This is a genomic window from Chryseobacterium sp. GW823-FHT05E08, assembly GCF_058795655.1.
In genome coordinates, this window is the sequence record NZ_JBXAHY010000008.1 from 33,105 (window position 1) to 54,900 (window position 21,796).

The following is a 21,796-nucleotide window of genomic DNA, read 5'->3' on the forward strand; positions in this document are numbered from 1 at the left end:
ACTGACAAACTGTTGTCATAACTCGGTCATATCTTTGTATCAACAATAACAAACAAAATTAAAAATTATGTCAACTACAGCAACCATCACAAAACAATTTATCTCATCAGAACAATTATTAGAGCATTGGCAAGGCCACAGAAACCTAACAAGAAGAGTCATTGAAATGTTCCCTGAAAAAGACTTATTCGAGTTCTCTATTGGCGGAATGAGACCGTTTGCAAAATTGGCCGTTGAGCTAATCAGCATCGGAGGACCTGCTTTAAAAGGAATCGTTAATAAAAATGAAGAAGCTTTTAATGAAGAAGCATTCAACCCAAAAACAAAAGAAGAGATCCTGAAAAAATGGGACGAAGAAACTCAAGTAATCAACCAATATTTTAATGAAATTTCGGAAGAACGTTTCCAGGAAACTTTTAATTTATTCGGTCAATATGAATTTCCGGTTTATCAGAATATTTTATATTTCGTTGATAATGAAGTTCATCACAGAGGTCAGGGATATACTTATTTAAGAGCTTTAGGAATTGAACCCCCTTTTTTTTGGGAGAGATTTTAGGATCATTGATGCCTTTATTGAAACTAAAATCGCTGATTCAGCACAATATAAAAAGATCAATCATTTCCAAACAAAAAAGCTTTCAGAATTTCTGAAAGCTTTTCGTTTATTATTTAATTTGGAAGAATATTTTTAAAAAACATCATAATATTTTCCTTGAGTTTTATAAAAGTTTCGGATGTTCCAAATTCTTTATTGTCATATCCGATCGGGAAGCCTTTTTCAACATATTCATTGTTTTTATTTAAAGTCAAAACTTCAAAGTTTTTATTAACCTCACCCAAGTTTTCAGTATGAATATCGAGGAATTTTACCGTTGCATTTTTAGAAAAATCTAATTTTTTAATATCAATTGTCTTGACTTCTTTTTTTAAATCAGAACGGAAAGAAAGATTCATATTTTTCAGATCAATAACCGTCTGCCATTCTCCGGCATGAATTGAGTTTAAAATATTCCAGGCATAATCTACAGGTTTTTGATCGTACTTATAATTTTTCAACATATAGTAAGCACGATTGTAGCGGTCTTCCCATTTTCCTTGTTGATCAAAATCAAACTTTTCGTTTCCCCCTAAAAAATCAAATTTCTGAGCGATTTCAAAATCTTTTTTATACTGATTATTGCATAAAAGCGGCATTGGCATTTCTTTATCTGTCAATACTTTATATTTTCCATTCAGCAAAGCAATTGTTGCTGTATTTCCTTTTGCATCACTTAAAAAGAAGTGACTTCCGGCTGCATTTGGCCACCAATCGATATTCGGACCTTTAGTCAGATTGTCAACGACTTCTTTTACCGATTTATAATTATCCAACTGATATTGAATCCATTGCGCCCAAAACATATTGGATTGTGAAGGATTTACAACTTTTGAAGTTTCTTCAAGATACAATTCAACCAAGAAAAGTCCTTTCTCATTGACTCCATAACAAGGAAAATCGTAACCCAAAAGATTGAAAGTTACTGAACCAAATTTGGAAATCCATTCTTTCGAATATTTTACATTATCAGTTGTAAGATTTTCCCAGCTGATATTTCTTTTCTGAACATCTCGTTTATTTACGACAATCATTCCGGGCATTGTTTTCCAGTTTTCATTAAAACCGACTACACAATGGTCTTTTCCTTTTAATAAAAAAGCTGAACAGGCATAAACTCCAACCGAGTAAACGATTGCGCATAACAACAAACAACGTACTAATAAAAACTTCATGGTTTTGAATAAAATGGTTAAATATTTTTAAATCTTATTTGAAATTTTGATGACCAATTCTTTAAGGCTTACTTTCAAAGATTCAGGTTCCAACACTTCTGCATAATCTGCAAAGGTAATTAACCAACGCGGAAATCCATCTTTGATCCAATCGGTTTCGAAGATCAGTTCTACTCCATTCTCTCTTTCAACCTCATCAATTAATCCATAATATTTTTTTGAATTACTGAGATGTCCGATAATTTTTTTATCAACCAAAAGTCTGACTTTGGTTTTATTTCCGTTCGGATTTTGTCTGTAATCATTAATCTGACCATATTCCTGCAGGAAAGGATTCTGAGTTTTAATGATCTGTAAAATTCGGTCAACTCTAAACTGCCTGAAATCATTTCGCAACGTACAAAAAGCCATAATATACCAATAATTGAACTCAAAAAAGACACCAACAACTTCAATTGTTCGCATAGAAACTTTGGAATCCACAGTTGCATATTCCAACGTTATCTGCTTCTTTTCTGCGATACTTTCCAAAATAATTGGGATGATATTTTGAATATTATCCACTGTTTTTGGATGATAATTATAAACATCAATCTGTTTTTCAATATTCTGAATTAAATTTCTGTCTGAATATTTTAATACAGAACGTACCTTTTCCATTGCTGACTGATAATGATTTCCTAAACTTTGATGTAAAAATTTCTGCATCAACTTTTCTGCCGTAATGAAACTCAAAACTTCCTCTTTTGTGAACATTACAGGCGGAAGTTTGTAGCCGTCCATCAAAGAATATCCGCTTCCCGCTTCACCAATAATCGGAATTCCTGCATTTTCTAGCGTTTTTACATCACGGTAAATCGTTCTGACGCTGACATCAAATTTCAACGCAAGATCTTGTGCCCGAACCAAAGGTTTAGACTGCAATTGGGTGAGAATAGCTGTAACTCGATCGAGTTTTTTGAGGTAATGATCGTTCATTGAGGTGTTTAGCGTTTTAGCGTTTTAGCGTTTTAGCGTTTTAGCGTTTTAGCGTTTTAGCGTTTTAGCGTTTTAGCGAAAATAATTCCTAATTCCTAATTCCTAATTCCTAATTCCTAATTCCTAATTCCTAATTCCTAAAATTAATTATCTTTAAAAGTATTCATCAACTTATCAAGATTTAAACTTCTTGCGGAGGCATCAAAAATCTCGCGGTAAGTTCCGTTGGTTTGCACCAATTCATTGTGAGTTCCGCTTTCAACGACTCTGCCTTTTTTCATAACATAAATTTTATCTGAATCTAAAATCTGGGATAAAGAATGTGAAATAATGATCACCGTTCTACCTTCTTTTATAGCATCCAAGGAGTTTTTGATCTGTTCGGTTGCGATGGCATCCAGACTTGCTGTTGGTTCATCAAGGAAAATAATTGGAGGATTTTTCAAAAATAATCTTGCGATGGCAATTCTCTGTTGCTGACCTCCCGAAAGTTGTGTTGCGTCGTGCTGATATTGCTGTGACAAATCTAAAATCTGTTCATGCAAATACGCTTTTTTTGCAGCTTCCTGAATTTCTTCAAAACTGGCATTCATGTCTCCATAACGGATATTATCTTCAATACTTCCCTGAAAAATGTGGTTTTTTTGAAGAACCAAACCTAGATCATCTCTCAGAAAAGTATTATCAAACTCATTTAAACTAACGTTATCCAATAAAATTTCTCCGGAATTCGGAAGATAAAATTTACATAAAAGATTGATGATTGTTGACTTTCCTGCTCCACTTAAACCAACCAAAGCAGTTGTTTTTCCGTTTTCAATTTTCATGGAAACATCATGCAAAGCCTGTGTTCCGTTTGGATAAGAGAAGTTGACATTTTTTAATTCAAAATTTCCGATGATTTTCTTTTCTACAAAAGTTCCGTTTTGTTCTTTTTCATCGTCTGCATTTAAAATATCAAAATATCCTTCTGCATAAATCATCGCATCATTCATATCATCATAAATTCTGTGTAACTGACGAATTGGAGCCGAAACATTATTAAAAAGCATGATATGAAGCATGATGGCACCAATTGTCATCTGCTGATCCAACACCAGATAAACCGTTAAAAGAATAATTAAAACCACTCCAAACTGCTCAATAAAGGTTTTTAAGCCATCATAAATAAAGTTAGTTTTTCGTGTGAACATCTGGCTTTCCATCAACTGCATCTGCAAGTCGTATTGCTTTTTACCTTCAAATTTTTCACGGACAAAACTTTTGATCACCATAATGGAATTGATCAAATTCAACAATCCGGAAGTTTTCTGTTCACGTTGATTTCGTAATTGTCGACGAACTCCACCCAATTTTTTTGCCTGTAATGAACTGATATAAAAATAAATAGGAACAATGATCGTAGAAACCAATCCAACATAAACATTTTGCATATACATGATAATCAATGCAATAAACGCGTTGGAAAATAATGGCAACATGTCGATAAAAAAGTTCTGAACTAATTTTGTCAAACTTTCAATTCCTCTGTCTATTCTTATTTGAAGTTTTCCTGATTCGTGGTTTTCATCGTTAAAATAAGCAACCCGATAGGTCAGAATTTTATCAATTGCTGATTGCGCCAAAACCGAACTTACATTAATTCTAATTTTTTCGCCATAAAATTTCTGCCCGAAATTGATGAAAATATTTAATAATTCTTTTCCGAGTAAAATAATGGAAATGATGACTAAAACATGAATTCCCTCAGACATTGGATGAGGCAAATGCGTCAATTTCGTAACCTCATCAACGGTATACTTCAAAACAAGTGGGTTCACCTGCGCTGCTAGAGCTCCTAAAAAAGTAAGAAGTAAAGTCCCGTAAATCATTAAGCGATAAGGCTTAATAAATGGAACCAATTGTTGATAAATTCCAAATAAAGTAACTGTTCTGTTAAAAGGTTTTGCCATAGGAATTATTTTAACTAAAAAACGTACCGTTTCAAAGAGAAAAGGTACGAATTATAAGTATTATTTTTTTTTTGATTTAGGGTCTTAAAAATTCTTTTTCCAGTAATCTGTAATTTCAAAAATTTTTTCACCTATTTCCAAACCATTATTTTTAGTATAGATGTTCCATTCAGCATTGGGCTTAAACCAATTCCATATTCGAGTAAAATCACCAACATTATCACCCTCTACTTCATAAAATTCTTCAATAAAATTCTTTTTAAAACTAATAAAATCAGTATCAGAATTTGTTAAACTTATTTCTTCTAAAACTTTTTCAGCTAAATACATTTTATCGAATAACTCTTTGAGACGATACTTATCAAAATATTGTTGTTTAGATAGAAATTTATCCCGCATAAATATAGCTTGTAAGATAATGTAATTCTGATTTGCTTGCTTCCTTTGATTCGGCTTTTGCCTGTTCTAAAGAATATTGAGAATTAATTTCTTTCCTCTGGAAAACAAAAGAATTATTTGCATTTTTATCCACAACATCATTGAAAATATGTTCAATTTCAGAATTTGCTAACGATGCAAAACTTATATCTTCAAAACCATACATTAATCTCAAATCATCAAATTGAGCAAAGTTTTCATCAACAAAACCTTGTAACTGAGATTTTGAATCAAAATTTCCTGCCCAAATATTGTAAGCGTATGTTTTCTTTTTCGGTTTGTCTAATATACTCTGATAAACAAAGTTTTCACCAAGATAAGCTTCTCTTACCTGTGGATCATTGGCTAATTCTTCAGGAAGTCCTTCTTTTAGGATCTTTCCTTCGAACATAATGTATGTTTTATTGGTAATCGCCAAAGTTTGCTGAACGTTGTGATCAGTAATTAAAATTCCAATGTTTTTGTCAACCAAACTTCTTACGATTTTCTGAATATCTTCAACGGCAATCGGGTCAACCCCCGCGAAAGGCTCATCCAACAAGATAAAATTTGGACTTGTTGCCAAACAACGCGCGATCTCCGTTCTACGTCTTTCTCCTCCCGAAAGAAGATCACCTCTGTTTTTACGGACATGCTGTAACGAGAATTCTTCAACCAATTCGTCGCATTTCATCTGCTGTTCGCGTTTTGAAAGGTTTGTTAACTGTAAAACTGCCATGATATTTTCTTCCACCGAAAGTTTTCTGAAAACTGATGCTTCCTGAGCTAGATATCCGATTCCTTTTTGGGCTCTGCGGTACATGGCATCGGTTGTAATTTCCTGGTTTTCTAAGAAAATTTTTCCTGAAGTAGGCTTAACCAAACCAACAATCATATAAAACGATGTGGTTTTACCTGCTCCGTTCGGACCAAGCAAACCAACAATTTCTCCCTGTTGAACCTGTACAGAAACGCCTTTTACAACTTTTTTCGGACCGTATTCCTTGATTAAGTTTTCTCCTCGTAAAATCATAGTGGCAAAGATAAAGTTTTTTTGAATTCAAATTTTAGATTAAAGATTGTGTTCAAAAGTTTTATGATTTTTTTAATAGATACTTCGACGGGCTTAGGATGGCACAGTTGTTAGATATTTCATGAAAAAACACCTCAAATTGAGGTGTTTTTCTTATATAATTACTTTTGATTATTTATTTAAAAGAATCGCGGCTTCTTTAGCAAAATAAGTAAAAATCATGTCTGCTCCTGCTCTTTTGAAACAAGTTAAACTTTCAATGATTGTCTTATCATTATCCAACCAGCCGTTTTGCGCAGCTGCTTTTACCATTGCATATTCACCACTTACGTTGTAAACTGCGATAGGAAGATCGATTGCTTCACGAACTTTAGAAACAATATCAAGATATGGAAGTCCCGGTTTGATCATAATAATATCTGCACCTTCTTCAATATCTTTAAAAACTTCATTTAAAGCCTCTCTTGAATTATGAAAATCCATCTGATATGTCTTTTTATCCTTTGGAATTTCTACATCATCTGTGGGAGCACTGTCTAAAGCACTTCTGAACGGTCCATAAAAAGAACTTGCATATTTTGCAGAATAGCTTAAAATTCCAACATCTGTAAATCCACTGTCTTCTAAAGCTTCGCGAATTGTTAATACCCTTCCGTCCATCATGTCACTTGGTGCCACAATGTCAGCTCCTGCTTCGGCATGTGACACAGACATTCTTGCCAATGCATCGTTGGTAGCATCATTTACGACTTTCCCGTTTTCTATAATTCCGTCGTGACCGTAAATTGAATATGGATCTAAAGCAACATCAGGCATTACGATCATTGCAGGAACAGCATCTTTAATCGCTTTGATCGTAGTTTGCATTAATCCGTTCTTGTTCCAAGCTTCTTTTCCGGTGTTATCTTTTAAATGATCAGACACTTTCATGTACAGATTGACAGCTTTTACTCCTAAAGAAAATAATTCCTTACATTCCTTCACCGTTAAATCTATACTTCGCCTGAAAATACCCGGCATCGACGGGATCGGTTCCTGCTTGTTTTCGCCCTCCATTACGAAGATCGGCATTACAAAATCATCAGTTGTAAGGATACTTTCTCTTACCAAGCTTCTCATAGATTCATTAACTCTAAGTCTTCTATTTCTTGAATGTATCATTTTGGAATACTTTTTGAATAAGTTTCTGCAAATTTAGTATAAGTTCTATAAAAAAATATTGCATGTGATTATAGAATTATTTACTTTTGTTACGAAATACCTAGAGAAATTATAATTTGATGAAAAAACTTTTACTTTTATTTCTATTTATAGGCACTTTTGTTGGATTTTCCAACAATTTTAAAGCTCAACTGAGAGAGCCTGGTTCCATCTCGCAAAAAGCAGATGATGGTGTGCTTGTTGCCTATCCGAATCCTGCGAAGGATTTCCTTGTCATTAAGGCAAAAGACTCTTCTTTAAGAGTTAAGAGCGTAACTTTTTATTCAATTTTGGGTACACAAGTTGCTAATTACGCCGTAAATATGAACTCGGGAGAGATCAATATTGAAAAATTGAAACCCGGAAAATATTTAATTCGTTACATTTTAAGCGATAATACCCAAAAGGTTACTCAAATCGTAAAACAATAAAATTTAAATCCTGATAATCATCAGGATTTTTTCTTTTAGATTAATTCTGTTTCAATTATTCCGTAACTTTCGGGATATTTTTATACTAACTATAGAAAAACAAATTAATGCTAAAAGCTGAACATATTACGAAGACCTACAATGCAGGTAAGAAGATCGCATTGGATGACTTCAGTATACATGTCCCAACAGGGAGTATTTATGGTCTTCTAGGACCAAACGGAGCAGGGAAAACTTCCTTCATCCGTATCATCAATCAAATTACTCAAGCTGATTCCGGAGATGTCTTTATTAACGGAGAAAAGCTTAATCAAAATCACATCAGGGATATCGGTTACATGCCTGAAGAACGAGGGTTGTATAAAAATATGACCGTTGGCGACCAGATCCTTTATTTTGGAGAATTAAAAGGTATGACCAAAAATGACGCTTTAAATGAAGCAAAAAAATGGTTTGAAAAACTGAATATCGATCAATGGTGGAAGAAAAAACTCTCTGAACTTTCAAAAGGGATGGCTCAGAAAATTCAGTTTGTGGTAACTGTTCTTCACAGACCGCATCTTTTGATTCTGGATGAACCTTTCTCTGGTTTTGACCCTGTGAATGCCAATTTGATCAAAGACCAAATCATCGAACTTAAAAATAACGGAACAACCATTATTCTTTCGACTCACAGAATGGAAAGTGTGGAGGAAATGTGTGATTATGTAGCATTGATCAATAATTCTAAAAAAATTATTGACGGAAGAGTCTTCGACGTAAGAGAAAAATTCAAGAAAAACATCTTCGGAATTACCCTTTCTGAGGTAAGTGATCATCAATTTGATACTTTCAAAAACAAATACGAGATCTTTAATTATACCAATGAAAATAATCTGGTTTCTTTCGATTTAAAAAATGAGAATGATCAGAACAACATTATTTTAGATCTTGTAAATGTTGGAAAAGTGAGATCGTTTGATGAAAAAATTCCAAGTATGAATGAAGTATTTATTAATGCCGTAAGCAACAACTCTTAATTATGAATAATATTTTTTTAATTACAAAAAGGGAATTTCTTACGCAGGTTAAGAAAAAATCCTTCATTATATTAACTTTACTGGCTCCCGTTATGATCATTGCTTTTGGAGCAGTTATCGGATTAATGTTTAAGGCTAATGAATCACACAGCATTATTGAAGTCGTTGATAAAAGCGGATTATTTAAAGATCAGTTAAAATCAAACGATAAACTTAATTATGTTTTTGTTTCTGTGGCTGATGAAAAGTCGAAGATCAATAACTTAAAAGGAAATGAATCTTTAGACGGAATTTTAATCTTACCTGAATTGAGCGGTCAGAATTATGATGATCTGGAGAAAAATTCAAGGTTGGTTATTAATTCTAAAATTGGTTTTGATACGAAGCAGAGAATTATTTCTGATATTACGAATGTCATCAAAAAAGAGAAGATCAAACAATTAGGAATTGCTGAAACTCAACTCGATAATCTTGATAAAGGTTTTACTTTAAAAACAATCAATGTTTCAGAAAATAATAAGGAAGATTCTGATCTTAGTTTCGGCGTCAAGACTGGATTAAGTATGGTTTTAATGTACGTTACGTTCATGTTTATCCTTATTTATGGTGTGAGAGTGATGAGAAGTGTTTTGGAGGAGAAAAACAACCGTGTTGTAGAAATTATCATCTCTTCTGTGAAGCCATTTGAGCTGATGATGGGTAAAATTTTGGGAGTAACAATGGTTGCTTTAACTCAGTTTATTATCTGGATTACGATGTCGGTTATTGGCGCATTGGTTTTAAATACAGGTTTTAATTCAATACAAAAAAATATTCCCGGCGGAAATGAAGAAATGATGAGTAAACTGGATATTGCTCAGATTGCAACTCAGGTTTCTCACAGTTTATTGGAGCTTAATTTTCCTTTGATCATCGGTGTATTTATCATATATTTTCTTTTAGGATATATCTTTTACAGCTCGATTTATGCTGCCATTGGCTCTGCGGTTGATAATGAAACAGAAACTCAGCAATTCACCTTATTTGCAATTTTACCACTAACATTGGGAATGTACGGAAGTTTTTCTTTAATGAATAATCCTGACGGACCATTAGGTTTTTGGTTATCAATAATCCCTTTCACATCACCTGTTGCAATGATCGCCAGAATTCCTTTTGGAGTTCCTATTTGGCAGTTAGCCCTATCGATTGTGTTATTATTGGGAACAACGGTTTTCATGATATTCCTTGCAGGAAAAATCTACAGAGTAGGAATTTTGATGTATGGAAATAAAGCTACGTTGAAAGAGCTTTGGAAATGGGTCAGAGGATAAAATCATCATCTGAATATCAAAAATTATAAAACAAAAATCCCGAGAATTAAAATTCCCGGGATTTTTTATGTTTCTTATGAAATCTTTTTATTCAAAGATGTAGCTAATTTTCGCACTAAGAACTTGTTCAGATTTACCTTTTGTACTTCCTAATGGCTCATTCTTAAGACCTGGATAGGTATTAGAGATACCAAAGTCATAGTTTAAGGCAAATTCTAACTGTCTTTTGTAGCTATATCCTACACCAATTCCTACACCAAAGTTAAAGCTAGCTGCTTTACCGTTTACTCCAGGAAGACTAGGATCAGTAACGTCCGGATCATAATAAGGTCTTGTACTTGGAGCGTTCTTAACTTTCTGACTAATTAAAAAATTAAATCTAGGTCCTGCCATTGCAAAGAATTCTGATTCAGCTTCTGAAAAATATCCTTTGAAATAAATAGGAACACTAATATAATCATTTGCATAAACAGCGTCATAGCCCGGTCTGTTTTTAGCATCCTTATCTTTTCCGGTTTCTCCTGCTCCGAAATATACTATTTCAGGTTGTAAGAAAAACTGGTTTTCTTTTCCCATTGGAATTAAAGCTAAAGCTCCGGCCTGAATCGTAAATCTAGGACCTGAAGGGTTATGAGCATTTTTTACTCTGGCGTAATTACCTCCTGCAGTGATACCGAATCTTGTGCTACTGAAATCGATCTGGGCGAAAGATAAAGTAGAAAGTACCAAAGCCGAGGCTAATAAAAGTTTTTTCATATGTTGGGTTTTTATAATTAAGCTAAAATTTTCGCTACAGTTGCACCGATATCAGCAGGAGAATCTACAACGTTGATTCCGTTTTCTCTCATAATCTCCATTTTTGCCTGAGCAGTATCTTCGTCACCACCTACGATTGCACCAGCATGTCCCATAGTTCTTCCTTTAGGAGCAGTTTGTCCAGCGATAAATCCTACAACCGGCTTAGTAGATCCACTAGCTTTGTACCATCTTGCAGCTTCAGCTTCAAGACCACCACCGATCTCACCGATCATAACAACAGCTTCAGTTTCCGGATCGTTGATGAATAACTCTAACGCTTCTCTTGTAGTAGTTCCAATGATTGGGTCACCACCAATACCGATAGCCGTAGAAACACCGAAACCAGCTTTTACAACTTGGTCAGCAGCTTCATACGTAAGAGTTCCTGATTTTGAAACGATACCTACTTTTCCTTTTTTGAAAACGAAACCTGGCATAATACCAATTTTAGCTTCTTCAGAAGTAATGATTCCCGGGCAGTTTGGTCCAATCAATCTACAATCTCTGTCTGCAATGTAAGATTTTACTTTTACCATGTCTGCTACAGGAATACCTTCAGTAATACATACGATCACTTTAATTCCAGCTTCAGCAGCTTCCATGATAGCATCTGCAGCAAATGCAGGTGGTACAAAAATGATACTTACGTTTGCTCCAGCTTTTTCAACAGCATCAGCAACAGTATTAAATACAGGCTTTCCTAAGTGCTCGCTACCTCCTTTTCCTGGAGTAACACCACCTACTACGTTTGTTCCGTATTCGATCATCTGACCTGCGTGGAAAGTACCTTCGTTACCTGTAAATCCTTGTACAATTACTTTAGAATCTTTGTTTACTAAAATTGACATTTTATTGTTGTTTTAATTTATTTTTATTATTCTATTAATGCTCACAAATTTACTTATTTTTCTTTGATTTTAGATAAAACCTTAACAATTGTTTATTTGAGATTTCTCAGTTTTACCTCTTTTTTCAAATAAGTTTTAAAATCTTCTGCAAACATTCCGATATAAGTACCTTTTTCGAGATCTCTGTTGACTCCTGTTTTACCTAATAATACAGATCCATCAGCTATTTTATTACCTGAAGCGATGCCAACCTGCCCCCAAAGTGTTACTTCATTTCCTATCACACAACATCCTGCAATTCCCACTTGTGAAGCAATTAAACATTTTTTCCCGATAACAGTATCATGACCGATCTGGATTTGATTATCCAAAACAGAACCTTCTCCGATAACCGTAGAATCTGTAACTCCTCTGTCGATTGTACAGCCGTTTCCTATTTCTACATTGTTTTCAATGATAACATTTCCGACAGAAATCAGACGGTCGAAATTTCCGTTTAATTTTCTGTAATAAAAAGCATCACCTCCCAAAACAGTGTTTGATTGAATAATCACATTATCACCAATAACCGTTCTGTCACCAATAACAACATTAGGAAAAATAAGTGTATTTTTTCCAATGCTAACATTATTTCCAATAACAGCAGTACGATGGATTTTTGTGCCCTCTCCTATTTCAACATCGTGAAGTTCTTCTGTGAAATTATATATTCTTGTAAAATGAGTATTGATCTTATTAAAATCTCCGAAAGGATCTTCGGAAACTAACAGTGCTTTACCTTCCGGGCATTCAACTTCTTTATCAATTAAAATAATTGTCGCCGCTGAATTTAAAGCTTTGTCGTAATATTTTGGATGGTTTACGAAAACGATATCTCCCGGTCTTACCATGTGAATTTCATTAGTCCCTAATACTTCAAAGTCTTCAGAGCCAACAAATTTTGATCCGATAAGATCAGCAATAGCTTTCAGTTTTTGTGGTTGATGAAACGTCATATTTTTAAATGATGTTTAAATTTTATTAACCTTGTCAAGGTTTAGAATCTTGATAAGGTTTGATAAATTCGGTTGAATTCCGATCTTATTTAATTGGATTTTATCCAATTCTCTGTTAAGTCGTCCCTTCGGGACTTCTAAGTTTTTACAAAAACAAAATTCGGAATGCTAGTGCAAACCGAATTTATGTAAATTTTATTTAAAATTATTCTTTTACTCTTTCTAAGTAAGAACCATCTTCTGTACTTACTTTGATTTTGTCTCCTGCTTCAATGAACAGAGGAACCATTACTCTTGCTCCTGTTTCAACGATAGAATTTTTAAGAGCATTCGTAGCTGTATTTCCTTTTACTCCCGGATCAGCTTCGATAACTTCTAAGTAAACAGATTGAGGAAGTTCTGCAGACAAAGGCGTCTCATCAGCTTCCTTTAAAATGATAGTAACTTCTTCACCTGCTTTCATCAGATTAGAGTTTTCAATCATTTCTTTGTTCAAATATAATTGAGAGAAATCTTCATTGTTCATGAAGTGGAAACCATTCTCATCATCATAAAGATATTGGAATTTTCTTGTAATTACTTTTACCTCATCAATTTTGTGACCTGCAGAAAATGTATTATCCAATACCTTTCCGTTAGTTACTGACTTTAGTTTTGTTCTTACGAAAGCTGGTCCTTTTCCTGGCTTTACGTGCATAAATTCAACTACCTTAAAAATATCATTACTGAATTCAATGCAAAGTCCTTTTCTTATATCGTTACTTGTTGCCATTAATTTTATATTGTCTTTTAATTTGTATTAGTTACTTTCTTTTCCTGTTCCGTATCCTTTAACGATACCTCTAGGAGAGTTTTGAATAAACTGAAGAATTTCATCTCTTTCAGCAGTTGGAAGCATTTCTTTTTCGATGTAAGTCACAGCCTGAGAAACGTTCATTTTCATTTGGAAAATCGTTCTGTAAATCTTTTGAATTTCGAAAATTTTCTCATTGGTAAATCCTCTTCTTCTCAAACCTACTGAATTGATTCCTGCATAAGACATCGGTTCTCTCGCCACCTTTACATATGGCGGAATATCTTTTCTTACCAATGTTCCACCAGAAATCATCACATGTTTTCCGATTTTACCAAATTGATGCACAGCACTAAGACCTCCCATTACAGTATAGTCTCCGATTTCTACGTGCCCTGCAATACCGCAACCGTTCACAATGATAACGTGATCTCCGATAACGCAGTCGTGTGCAATATGGGAAGTTGCCATAATAAGGCAGTTTTTACCAATTTTGGTAAATCCAAGAGCTTTTGTCCCTCTGTTTACCGTTACACACTCTCTGATCGTAGTTTCGTCTCCGATAATTACCTGAGTATCTTCACCATCAAATTTTAAATCCTGAGGGATCGCAGAAATTACCGTTCCCGGAAATATCCTACAGTTTTTACCTATTCTGGCACCATCCATGATGGTAACATTAGGGCCAATCCAAGTTCCTTCTCCGATTTCTACATCCCCTGCTATTGTAGTAAATGGTTCTACAATAACATTTTTGCTGATTTTTGCACGTTTATCAACGGCTGCTAATTGATGAATCATTTAATCAACTTTATTTTTTGCAACTTGAGCCATTAATTCTGCTTCTACTGCTACAGTATCTCCCACATATCCGTATCCCTGCATATGAACAATACCTCTTCTGATAGGCTCTATCAATTCAATTTTGAAAATCATAGTATCACCGGGAACTACTTTTCTCTTGAATTTTACTTTATCAATTTTAATGAAATAAGTAGAGTAATTTTCAGGATCCGGAACGCTTGCTAATACTAGAATACCTCCTGTCTGTGCTAACGCTTCAACTTGTAAAACACCCGGCATTACAGGCTCTTTAGGGAAATGTCCAACGAAGAAAGGCTCGTTCATTGTAACATTTTTCAATCCTACAACGTGAGAATCCGACAATTCTAAGATTTTATCAATCAATAAGAATGGTGGTCTGTGAGGCATCAACTTCATAATTCCGTTGATATCGAACACAGGTTCTTTTGTTAAATCAAAATCAGGAACATTTTTTTTCTTTTGTAATTTCCACTGACGGTTCAATTTTTTAGCAAATTGAGTATTTACAAAATGTCCTGGTTTATTAGCAATAACTTTTCCTTTTATTTTTACTCCAGCCAAAGCTAAATCACCTATTACATCAAGTAATTTGTGTCTTGCAGCTTCGTTAGGATAATTTAAAGTAAGATTATCAAGAATACCGTTTGGTCTGATAGACACTTTGTCTTTACCAAAAGCTTTCTTTAATTTTTCTGTAGTTTCAGGAGTAAGATCTTTATCTACATAAACGATCGCGTTAGAAATATCTCCACCTTTGATCAAACCGTGATCTAAAAGCATTTCTAATTCATGTAAAAAGCTGAACGTTCTAGCAGATGAAATCTCTTCTTTAAAATCTGAAATATTTTTAAGAGTAGCATTCTGAGTACCTAAAACTTTAGTCCCAAAATCTACCATTGTAGTAATTTCGTAATTATCTGAAGGAATAATTGTAATTTCTGAACCCGTTGCCGGATCGCTATAGCTAAGAACTTCTTTTACCACCAAATATTCTCTGGCGATACCTTGTTCTACAATTCCTACACTTTCGATGGCTTCAACAAAAAACTTTGAAGAACCGTCTAAAATTGGAGGTTCAGAAGCATCCATTTCCAACATTGCGTTATCAATATCACAACCAACTAAAGCTGCCAAAAGATGTTCACAAGTGTTAATTTTAACTCCTAATTTTTCTAATGTCGTTCCTCTTTCTGTCGCTACAACATAGTTTACATCAGCTTCGACCTGAGGATGACCCTCTAAATCTGTTCTCACAAAAACGAAACCTGTATTTTCTTTAGCAGGTTTTATGGTCAATTTTACTTCTTTACCAGTATGAAGGCCAATTCCGGAAAGTGTTACCTCTTCCTGAAGTGTTTTTTGCATATCACTCATTAGTATGATCTTTTGAGGTATTCTCAAGATTATTTATTCGTTTTACAATTTCAGGTAAATTCCTGAAATGTACATAGCTTCTAAGGTAATCATTATAACTTATCGCAGGAGAACCGTACACAGTTTCTTTATCATTTACGCTAGAATTCACACCACTCTGAGCCTGAATTTTCACCTGATCTCCTATTTTAATATGCCCTACGACTCCAACCTGACCGCCAATTTGGTTCCAGTTACCGATAGTAGTAGATCCTGCAATTCCTGCTTGTGCGGCAATTACGTTATTCTGGCCAATTTTCACATTGTGGGCGATCTGGATAAGGTTATCTATTTTAGTCCCCTTTCCAATAATGGTAGATCCGATGGTTGCTCTGTCGATACTACAGTTAGAACCAATTTCAACATCATCTTCGATAATTACATTACCCAACTGAGGGATTTTTTTGAATCCGTCAGGAGTAGGCTGAAAACCAAACCCATCTCCGCCAATCACAGTATTGGAATGAATCACACAGTTATCTCCAACAATACAGTAATCGTAAATTCTGGCGCCACTGTCTATTTTACAGTTTTTACCAATTTTTACCCCTTTACCTATGTAAACATGAGGATAAATTTGTGAACCTTCACCAATTTTTGCTTTATCTGAGATATAGGTAAACGCACCGATATAGGCTTTTTCGCCAATAACAGCTGTTTCATGAATTGAAGAGCCGTCTTCGACTCCTTCCTTTCTACCCTGCATTTCCTGATACAGATTCATTAAAACCTGGAAGGCAAGATAAGCATCTTTTACGGCAATGATGGTAGGATTATAATTATCTTTAGTTATAATATCTTCAGAAACAATAAGAACGGAGCATCGTGAAGTGTCCAAATAATGGGAAAATCTCTCTTGTGCTACAAAAGAAAGATGCCCTGATTCCCCATTTTCAATGGGTGAAACTCCAGTAATAAGTGCATGCTCGTCACCTATTATTTTTCCGTCGATAAAACTTGCAATTTGCGAAGCTGTAAATTCCATATTCTGCAAAGATAAGAAATTCTATAATTCGCAAACATTTTTTAGTTTTAGGATAGTGAATTTTAATATTATTTAAGAAATTAATTAGACATATCTCTTGGAAAAGTAAGGATATATCTTGTGGTTTTATTTACGATCAACCCCGATAAAAGCTGGTCTTCCGACTCGTCTAGCCTTAATTTGACCCCACTTTTCTGCAATAAATAAATTGGCTGCTTTTCTGTGTCATAAGGCAACAATTTTCTTTTAATTTCGTGTACCAGGTCTTCACCGTTATCAATTCCGAAAAATTCGTTCGTGTTTTTTATTTTTTCTTCAATAAATTTCGAATCAAATGGATGAGAAGAGATAATTGTTTTAGGCAGGTTTCTCTGTATCACGCATTTACACCAATAAGAAAGAATAATATCATCAGAATTTTGCCAAGATTTCATGGCCTGAATAACGTCATTATCATCCATTTGTGTGAATCTTTCAACGTCTTCATCGGTTGCTGAGCTTTTTCCGCGGTATAAAAAATATTTCAAATTTTCCGTCGCAGGCAGATCAATCCCCTGAGAAACCAAATATTTTGCTCTTTCTAAGATTTTAACCAAAAGAAACTCTGCCAAAGCCGAAGTTTTATGATAATATACCTGCCAATACATGAACATTCTTGCGGTCAGAAAGTTTTCAATGGAGTAAATTCCTTTCGCATCAATCACCAATTCGCCTTCTTCACACACGTTCATCATCGAAATAATCCTTTGCGTATTGATATTTCCTTCCGAAACTCCTGTGAAAAAGCTATCTCTTTTCAAATAATCCAATCTGTCAACATCCAATTGAGAGGAAATAAGCTGATTGAAAAATTTTCTATGATATTTCCCCTGAAACATTTCAATAGCAACATTAAGTTGACCGTCAAACTCAACATTTAACCTATTCATCAATAATAATGAAAGATTTTCGTGATGCCAATCATCCATCAACATACTTTCCAACGCATGAGAAAATGGGCCATGACCAATATCATGCATTAAAATAGCCAACATCGCTCCTTTTTCCTCTTCATCAGAAATCTTAACTCCTTTTTGTTTTAAAGTTTCCAAAGCCGTAAACATCAAGTGCATTGCGCCCAAAGCATGATGAAATCTTGTATGAGTAGCACCCGGAAAAATTAAAGTTAAAAGACCAGTCTGGGAAATTCTTCTCAGCCTTTGAAAGTATGGATGTTCGATGATGTCGAATAAAATTTCATGAGGAATTTTGATAAATCCGTGAACCGGATCATTGATGATTTTAAGCTTATTCTGCATTGAAATGTCAGTATTTGTACACAAATTTAGGGATTTTAAATTTTAGGGTTGATTAATTTTCTATTAAAAAATTATGGTGTAAACACAAATGACACAAACTTTTTTACTAATAACACTAATTAAAAAATTAAGTTTTGGCTGAAGCCAATTGAATATTATTTTTGTATTAAACGGGCTAAAGCCCATTTCTATTGATGTAAAGCTGGTATCATTCGTGAAAAAACTTGTGCCATTTGTGTTTAAAAATTATCTTTGATACAAATTCCAATAACCTTTCATGAGAAAATTCTCTCTTTTTATCATCATCTTTTTAAGTATCAATTTTTCGGCACAAATTTTATCTGAAACTCAAAAATTAGAGTCTCTTTGTAAAGTTTGGGGATTTTTAAAATATTATCATCCGAATGTTGCCAAAGGAAATTTGGATTGGGATAATCAGCTTTTCCTGAAATTAAATGAAATTGAAAAGATCAACGATAAAAATCAATTGAACGAATTTTATGCTAATTGGATTGACAGTCTGGGAAAAGTTGAAACTTGTGAACAATGTAAAAAAGAGGATAACAAAATCTATTTTTTGAAAAACTTTGATCTTAATTGGATTAACAATCAGACTATTTTTTCAGAAAATATAATTCAGAAATTGAGCTATATTCAGGATAATAGAAATATTGGAGACCATTATTATTTCGGGATTGGTGGAAGAAAAGTATTTTTCAGAAATGAAAATTCTTATGGGTCAAAATTTACTTCAAAAGAGATAAGCTTATTAGAATTATTCAGATATTGGAATTATGTAGAATATTTTTTTCCTTACAAATACAAAACAGATCAAAATTGGAATGATGTTTTAACAGAGATGATTCCGAAATTTCTAGCTATTAATAATGATGAATCTTATCATTTAACTTTAGCAGAATTGGTTACCAAAACAGATGATTCCCATGCTTTTCTGTTTTCGCCTTTTATTAGCTTGCATCAATATGGGAGAAGAAAAATTCCTGTGGAATATAGTTATGCGGAAGGGAAATTGGTTGTTACTAAAATTAATTCCAATAAACTTAATGAAGAAAATCCATTGAAAATTGGTGATGTAATTTATGATGTGAATGGTAAAACTATTCCACAAATGGTCAATAGTTTTGGGAAATACATTCCTGCTTCCAATTCTTGGGGGAAAATCAAGAAAGCGAAAAATCTTTTTCTTTTTACCAATAATGATTCAATTTCGGTTAAACTTGAACGGGATGGACAAAATTTTTCAATTAAAGTAAAAGCATATTTACTCCGAGATATTATCAATGAAAAACCTGCGACACCTGAAAAATGGAAATTCATTGATGACGAAAGAAAAATCGGCTATGTAAACATGGGAATTATTGAAAGAAAAGATCTGGACGAGATGTATAAAAACCTGAAGGAAACAGAATCTATCATTTTTGATCTTAGAAATTATCCGAAACAAACCATTTTACCTTTAAGCAAATTGTTACTTCCTGAAAATACTATTTATTATCAATTCAATTTCCCTGAAACCAATTATTTGAGCAAATTTTACAGTCGAAAAAATAGTATTGGCAGAAAAAACGACGATTATTATAAAGGAAATGTGGTGGTTTTGGTTGATGAAAACACCCAAAGCCAAGCCGAAACTACGACGATGATGTTAAAGCAACATCCAAAGGCAAAAATTATTGGCAGCAATACTTCCGGAGCCAATGGAGATATTATTAGATTCAACATTGCAGATCTGGAGACGAGTTTTACAGGATTGGGAGCCTATTATCCTGACGGCCGAGAAACTCAACGAATAGGAATTATTCCTGACATCCTCATAAAACCAACAATAAAAGGCATCAAAGAGGGAAAAGATGAAGTCTTGGAAAGAGCTTTAGTATATATAAATACAGGGAAATAATTCATTCAAAAGAAAAATTCAACCAAAAATAAACACCTGTTTTTCAAACAATTACTTACTAAAACTAATATTTTTTACATTTTTTTGTCAGCAATTCAATTTGTTTACGTCTAAGTTATTAACAAATTAGCCTAAACAAATAAAATTGATTATGAAAAATTGCGTTTCAGGAAAACAAACCAGATTAGGAGCTGTTATTTTATTAGCTTTACTATCAATTTACTCTTGCAATAATGACAACGAAATAACTGTCGAACAAAATGCCAAGATAGAAGAAAAAGTTGTCGTTGCAAACCGTGTTGGCAGTTCAATTACTTTTATTGATGCGGTTACAAACGCTGTTACCAAAACACTCACTATCGCAAATTCGGATCCGATGTATGTTGTTTACGTTCCGAAAACTGATAAATTGTATGTTGGCGACAGAGCAAATAAAAAAATCCATGTCATCAATCCTCAAAATCAGCAAATAGAAACTTCTATTAACGTTGGAAACGGTGTTTTTCACATGTGGGGAGACGCTCAAGGCAAAGAACTTTGGGTTGTTAATGATATAGACAAGACAATTTCTGTGGTAAATCTGGCTACAAATTCCGTAACTAATACCATCAATGTAGATATGACACCTCACGACATATTTTTATCTCAAGATGGAATAACCGCATATGTTTCCGTATTTACAGGTAGCTCTACATCGGATAAAATTTATAAATATTCTACCTCCACTTATGCTAAAACGGGCGAGAAAACAGTTGGAAAAGAACCTCATTTATTTTATGCCAACAATAAATTATATGTTCCCTGCCAATTAGAAAAAACATATATCTTGGATGGAAATACATTAAATACTTTGTCTGAAAAAGTATTCACAGGCGCTCATGGAATTTTCACTTTGCCTTCTCAAAATATATTTTTTGTGAGTAATATTACTGGTAATCAATTATACTCAATCAATGCGACAACTGGAGATCAAGTTGGAAGTCCAGTCTCGTCTTCTGCTACAACACCTCATAATATTGTGCTTAATGATAAAGGTGATAAAATGTTTGTAACCCATTCCGGAGGCACTGCAAATACGGTTTCGATCTATAATGTGAGTTCGTCGGGTGCTATTTCACCATCGACTACAGCAACTGTAGGAACCAATCCTTTTGGGTTGACATATTATAAAAGAGAATTAAAATAACCTTTAAAAACAGAAGTCATGATCGAAGCATATTGGAAAAAAGGTATTTCGTTCGAATCTTATCTTCATAATATCGAAAAGAAAATAGAAGCTCCTGAAAAACAAAATTTTGATAAAGAGAAAATCCAAAAATGTAAACTTTCCCTCGAAAGAGCCGAACAGATTATGCAAAATTACTTTCCGGATAGCGATCATGAGAGTATTCTTAATGAAAAAAACTTCACTGGAAAGATTTTAATTATAGCTGAAGACTGGTGTGGAGACTGTAGTCAAGCCATTCCGGTAATAAAAAAATTCTTCGAAGAAAAAAACGCCGTAAAAATACTATACAGGGATGAAAACCCTGATTTGATGAAATTATTCTTAACAAGTGGAAGCGAGTCCGTCCCCATTGTCATTATCCTTGATGTCAAGAGCGATATTATAAGCCATTGGGGGCCACGGACCGCGTTTGGATTTGAACTTTTAACTAAATATAAAAATGATCCCGAAAAATTTCCTAAAGAGGTTTTCCTCTCCGAATTACAGGAATATTACGAAAGCAATAAAGGTTTTGATATTATTGATGAAATAATTTCTCTTTTATGATTTCAAGTTTAAAAATTAACTCGTAAAATTTCT

Annotated in this window: 20 protein-coding genes and 1 pseudogene; 7 read left to right on the plus strand and 14 right to left on the minus strand. The window is 33.8% G+C overall.

Features of this window, described 5'->3' with window-relative positions; all coding sequences use genetic code 11:
- The first annotated feature begins 67 nt into the window (after positions 1-67).
- Entirely contained in the window at positions 68-559 is a 492-nt protein-coding gene (locus AC1Q7L_RS20770; RefSeq protein ID WP_492307961.1) for a DinB family protein, read from the plus strand.
- A gap of 113 nt (positions 560-672) precedes the next feature.
- On the opposite strand, the gene AC1Q7L_RS20775 is transcribed toward AC1Q7L_RS20770, so the two are convergent.
- The 6 genes and pseudogenes from AC1Q7L_RS20775 to hemB form a co-directional block, all read right to left on the minus strand.
- Entirely contained in the window at positions 673-1,773 is a 1,101-nt protein-coding gene (locus tag AC1Q7L_RS20775) for a linear amide C-N hydrolase (RefSeq protein ID WP_492307960.1), read from the minus strand.
- A gap of 27 nt (positions 1,774-1,800) precedes the next feature.
- Positions 1,801-2,751, minus strand: a complete 951-nt coding sequence (locus tag AC1Q7L_RS20780) for a helix-turn-helix transcriptional regulator (RefSeq protein ID WP_492307959.1) — start codon at positions 2,749-2,751, stop codon at positions 1,801-1,803.
- A 143-nt stretch (positions 2,752-2,894) separates the two neighbouring features.
- On the minus strand, positions 2,895-4,622 hold the full coding sequence (locus tag AC1Q7L_RS20785; RefSeq protein ID WP_492307973.1) for an ABC transporter ATP-binding protein: 1,728 nt from the start codon (positions 4,620-4,622) through the stop codon (positions 2,895-2,897).
- A 165-nt stretch (positions 4,623-4,787) separates the two neighbouring features.
- Entirely contained in the window at positions 4,788-5,102 is a 315-nt protein-coding gene (locus AC1Q7L_RS20790; protein ID WP_492307958.1) for a hypothetical protein, read from the minus strand.
- Positions 5,103-5,427: 325 nt separating this feature from the next.
- A pseudogene (gene lptB, locus AC1Q7L_RS20795) lies at positions 5,428-6,153 on the minus strand (LPS export ABC transporter ATP-binding protein); the annotation flags it as partial.
- A 171-nt stretch (positions 6,154-6,324) separates the two neighbouring features.
- Entirely contained in the window at positions 6,325-7,314 is a 990-nt protein-coding gene (hemB, locus tag AC1Q7L_RS20800) for a porphobilinogen synthase (RefSeq protein ID WP_492307957.1), read from the minus strand.
- A 119-nt stretch (positions 7,315-7,433) separates the two neighbouring features.
- Here hemB and AC1Q7L_RS20805 point away from each other — a divergent pair, with 119 nt between their 5' ends.
- From AC1Q7L_RS20805 to AC1Q7L_RS20815, 3 genes are all read left to right on the plus strand, one after another.
- Positions 7,434-7,784 carry a T9SS type A sorting domain-containing protein gene (locus AC1Q7L_RS20805; RefSeq protein ID WP_492307956.1) on the plus strand — a complete coding sequence of 117 codons (351 nt, stop codon included), beginning with the start codon at positions 7,434-7,436 and terminating at the stop codon, positions 7,782-7,784.
- A 107-nt stretch (positions 7,785-7,891) separates the two neighbouring features.
- Entirely contained in the window at positions 7,892-8,803 is a 912-nt protein-coding gene (locus tag AC1Q7L_RS20810) for an ABC transporter ATP-binding protein (RefSeq protein ID WP_492307955.1), read from the plus strand.
- Between the two features lie 2 nt (positions 8,804-8,805).
- Positions 8,806-10,116 carry an ABC transporter permease gene (locus AC1Q7L_RS20815; RefSeq protein WP_492307954.1) on the plus strand — a complete coding sequence of 437 codons (1,311 nt, stop codon included), beginning with the start codon at positions 8,806-8,808 and terminating at the stop codon, positions 10,114-10,116.
- 87 nt (positions 10,117-10,203) lie between these two features.
- On the opposite strand, the gene AC1Q7L_RS20820 is transcribed toward AC1Q7L_RS20815, so the two are convergent.
- From AC1Q7L_RS20820 to AC1Q7L_RS20855, 8 genes are all read right to left on the minus strand, one after another.
- Positions 10,204-10,872 (minus strand): porin family protein, encoded by a 669-nt coding sequence (locus AC1Q7L_RS20820; RefSeq protein ID WP_492307953.1) that lies wholly within the window; start codon positions 10,870-10,872, stop codon positions 10,204-10,206.
- Positions 10,873-10,889: 17 nt separating this feature from the next.
- Positions 10,890-11,762, minus strand: coding sequence for a succinate--CoA ligase subunit alpha (gene sucD, locus AC1Q7L_RS20825; RefSeq protein ID WP_054510282.1), 873 nt, complete (start codon positions 11,760-11,762; stop codon positions 10,890-10,892).
- A 92-nt stretch (positions 11,763-11,854) separates the two neighbouring features.
- Complete coding sequence (locus AC1Q7L_RS20830) at positions 11,855-12,757, minus strand: UDP-3-O-(3-hydroxymyristoyl)glucosamine N-acyltransferase (protein WP_492307952.1); 903 nt, start codon at positions 12,755-12,757, stop codon at positions 11,855-11,857.
- A 205-nt stretch (positions 12,758-12,962) separates the two neighbouring features.
- A complete protein-coding gene (gene efp / locus AC1Q7L_RS20835) occupies positions 12,963-13,529 on the minus strand; it encodes an elongation factor P (protein WP_410692317.1) in 567 nt (188 codons plus the stop codon).
- A 27-nt stretch (positions 13,530-13,556) separates the two neighbouring features.
- Positions 13,557-14,351 (minus strand): acyl-ACP--UDP-N-acetylglucosamine O-acyltransferase, encoded by a 795-nt coding sequence (gene lpxA, locus AC1Q7L_RS20840; RefSeq protein ID WP_054510285.1) that lies wholly within the window; start codon positions 14,349-14,351, stop codon positions 13,557-13,559.
- The gene (locus AC1Q7L_RS20845; protein ID WP_066755652.1) at positions 14,352-15,749 is read right to left on the minus strand and encodes a bifunctional UDP-3-O-[3-hydroxymyristoyl] N-acetylglucosamine deacetylase/3-hydroxyacyl-ACP dehydratase; all 1,398 of its coding nucleotides are present in this window, start codon (positions 15,747-15,749) and stop codon (positions 14,352-14,354) included.
- Positions 15,742-16,773, minus strand: coding sequence for a UDP-3-O-(3-hydroxymyristoyl)glucosamine N-acyltransferase (lpxD, locus tag AC1Q7L_RS20850; RefSeq protein WP_410692316.1), 1,032 nt, complete (start codon positions 16,771-16,773; stop codon positions 15,742-15,744). The genes AC1Q7L_RS20845 and lpxD overlap by 8 nt, the downstream gene beginning before the upstream one ends.
- Positions 16,774-16,853: 80 nt before the next feature.
- The gene (locus tag AC1Q7L_RS20855; protein WP_492307951.1) at positions 16,854-18,071 is read right to left on the minus strand and encodes an HD domain-containing protein; all 1,218 of its coding nucleotides are present in this window, start codon (positions 18,069-18,071) and stop codon (positions 16,854-16,856) included.
- A gap of 277 nt (positions 18,072-18,348) precedes the next feature.
- Between AC1Q7L_RS20855 and AC1Q7L_RS20860 the strand changes: the two genes are divergently transcribed.
- From AC1Q7L_RS20860 to AC1Q7L_RS20870, 3 genes are all read left to right on the plus strand, one after another.
- Entirely contained in the window at positions 18,349-19,989 is a 1,641-nt protein-coding gene (locus AC1Q7L_RS20860) for a S41 family peptidase (RefSeq protein ID WP_492307950.1), read from the plus strand.
- Between the two features lie 151 nt (positions 19,990-20,140).
- Complete coding sequence (locus AC1Q7L_RS20865; protein WP_492307949.1) at positions 20,141-21,175, plus strand: YncE family protein; 1,035 nt, start codon at positions 20,141-20,143, stop codon at positions 21,173-21,175.
- An 18-nt stretch (positions 21,176-21,193) separates the two neighbouring features.
- Positions 21,194-21,763, plus strand: a complete 570-nt coding sequence (locus tag AC1Q7L_RS20870) for a thioredoxin family protein (RefSeq protein ID WP_492307948.1) — start codon at positions 21,194-21,196, stop codon at positions 21,761-21,763.
- The last annotated feature ends 33 nt before the right edge of the window (positions 21,764-21,796 follow it).

Excerpts from the sequence above, each read along its gene's own strand:
- AC1Q7L_RS20770 (WP_492307961.1), top strand. The coding sequence starts at position 68 with ATGTCAACTACAGCAACCATCACAAAACAATTTATCTCATCAGAACAA.
- AC1Q7L_RS20775 (WP_492307960.1), bottom strand. The coding sequence starts at position 1,773 with ATGAAGTTTTTATTAGTACGTTGTTTGTTGTTATGCGCAATCGTTTAC.
- AC1Q7L_RS20780 (WP_492307959.1), bottom strand. The coding sequence starts at position 2,751 with ATGAACGATCATTACCTCAAAAAACTCGATCGAGTTACAGCTATTCTC.
- AC1Q7L_RS20785 (WP_492307973.1), bottom strand. The coding sequence starts at position 4,622 with ATGATTTACGGGACTTTACTTCTTACTTTTTTAGGAGCTCTAGCAGCG.
- AC1Q7L_RS20790 (WP_492307958.1), bottom strand. The coding sequence starts at position 5,102 with ATGCGGGATAAATTTCTATCTAAACAACAATATTTTGATAAGTATCGT.
- hemB (WP_492307957.1), bottom strand. The coding sequence starts at position 7,314 with ATGATACATTCAAGAAATAGAAGACTTAGAGTTAATGAATCTATGAGA.
- AC1Q7L_RS20805 (WP_492307956.1), top strand. The coding sequence starts at position 7,434 with ATGAAAAAACTTTTACTTTTATTTCTATTTATAGGCACTTTTGTTGGA.
- AC1Q7L_RS20810 (WP_492307955.1), top strand. The coding sequence starts at position 7,892 with ATGCTAAAAGCTGAACATATTACGAAGACCTACAATGCAGGTAAGAAG.
- AC1Q7L_RS20815 (WP_492307954.1), top strand. The coding sequence starts at position 8,806 with ATGAATAATATTTTTTTAATTACAAAAAGGGAATTTCTTACGCAGGTT.
- AC1Q7L_RS20820 (WP_492307953.1), bottom strand. The coding sequence starts at position 10,872 with ATGAAAAAACTTTTATTAGCCTCGGCTTTGGTACTTTCTACTTTATCT.
- sucD (WP_054510282.1), bottom strand. The coding sequence starts at position 11,762 with ATGTCAATTTTAGTAAACAAAGATTCTAAAGTAATTGTACAAGGATTT.
- AC1Q7L_RS20830 (WP_492307952.1), bottom strand. The coding sequence starts at position 12,757 with ATGACGTTTCATCAACCACAAAAACTGAAAGCTATTGCTGATCTTATC.
- efp (WP_410692317.1), bottom strand. The coding sequence starts at position 13,529 with ATGGCAACAAGTAACGATATAAGAAAAGGACTTTGCATTGAATTCAGT.
- lpxA (WP_054510285.1), bottom strand. The coding sequence starts at position 14,351 with ATGATTCATCAATTAGCAGCCGTTGATAAACGTGCAAAAATCAGCAAA.
- AC1Q7L_RS20845 (WP_066755652.1), bottom strand. The coding sequence starts at position 15,749 with ATGAGTGATATGCAAAAAACACTTCAGGAAGAGGTAACACTTTCCGGA.
- lpxD (WP_410692316.1), bottom strand. The coding sequence starts at position 16,773 with ATGGAATTTACAGCTTCGCAAATTGCAAGTTTTATCGACGGAAAAATA.
- AC1Q7L_RS20855 (WP_492307951.1), bottom strand. The coding sequence starts at position 18,071 with ATGCAGAATAAGCTTAAAATCATCAATGATCCGGTTCACGGATTTATC.
- AC1Q7L_RS20860 (WP_492307950.1), top strand. The coding sequence starts at position 18,349 with ATGAGAAAATTCTCTCTTTTTATCATCATCTTTTTAAGTATCAATTTT.
- AC1Q7L_RS20865 (WP_492307949.1), top strand. The coding sequence starts at position 20,141 with ATGAAAAATTGCGTTTCAGGAAAACAAACCAGATTAGGAGCTGTTATT.
- AC1Q7L_RS20870 (WP_492307948.1), top strand. The coding sequence starts at position 21,194 with ATGATCGAAGCATATTGGAAAAAAGGTATTTCGTTCGAATCTTATCTT.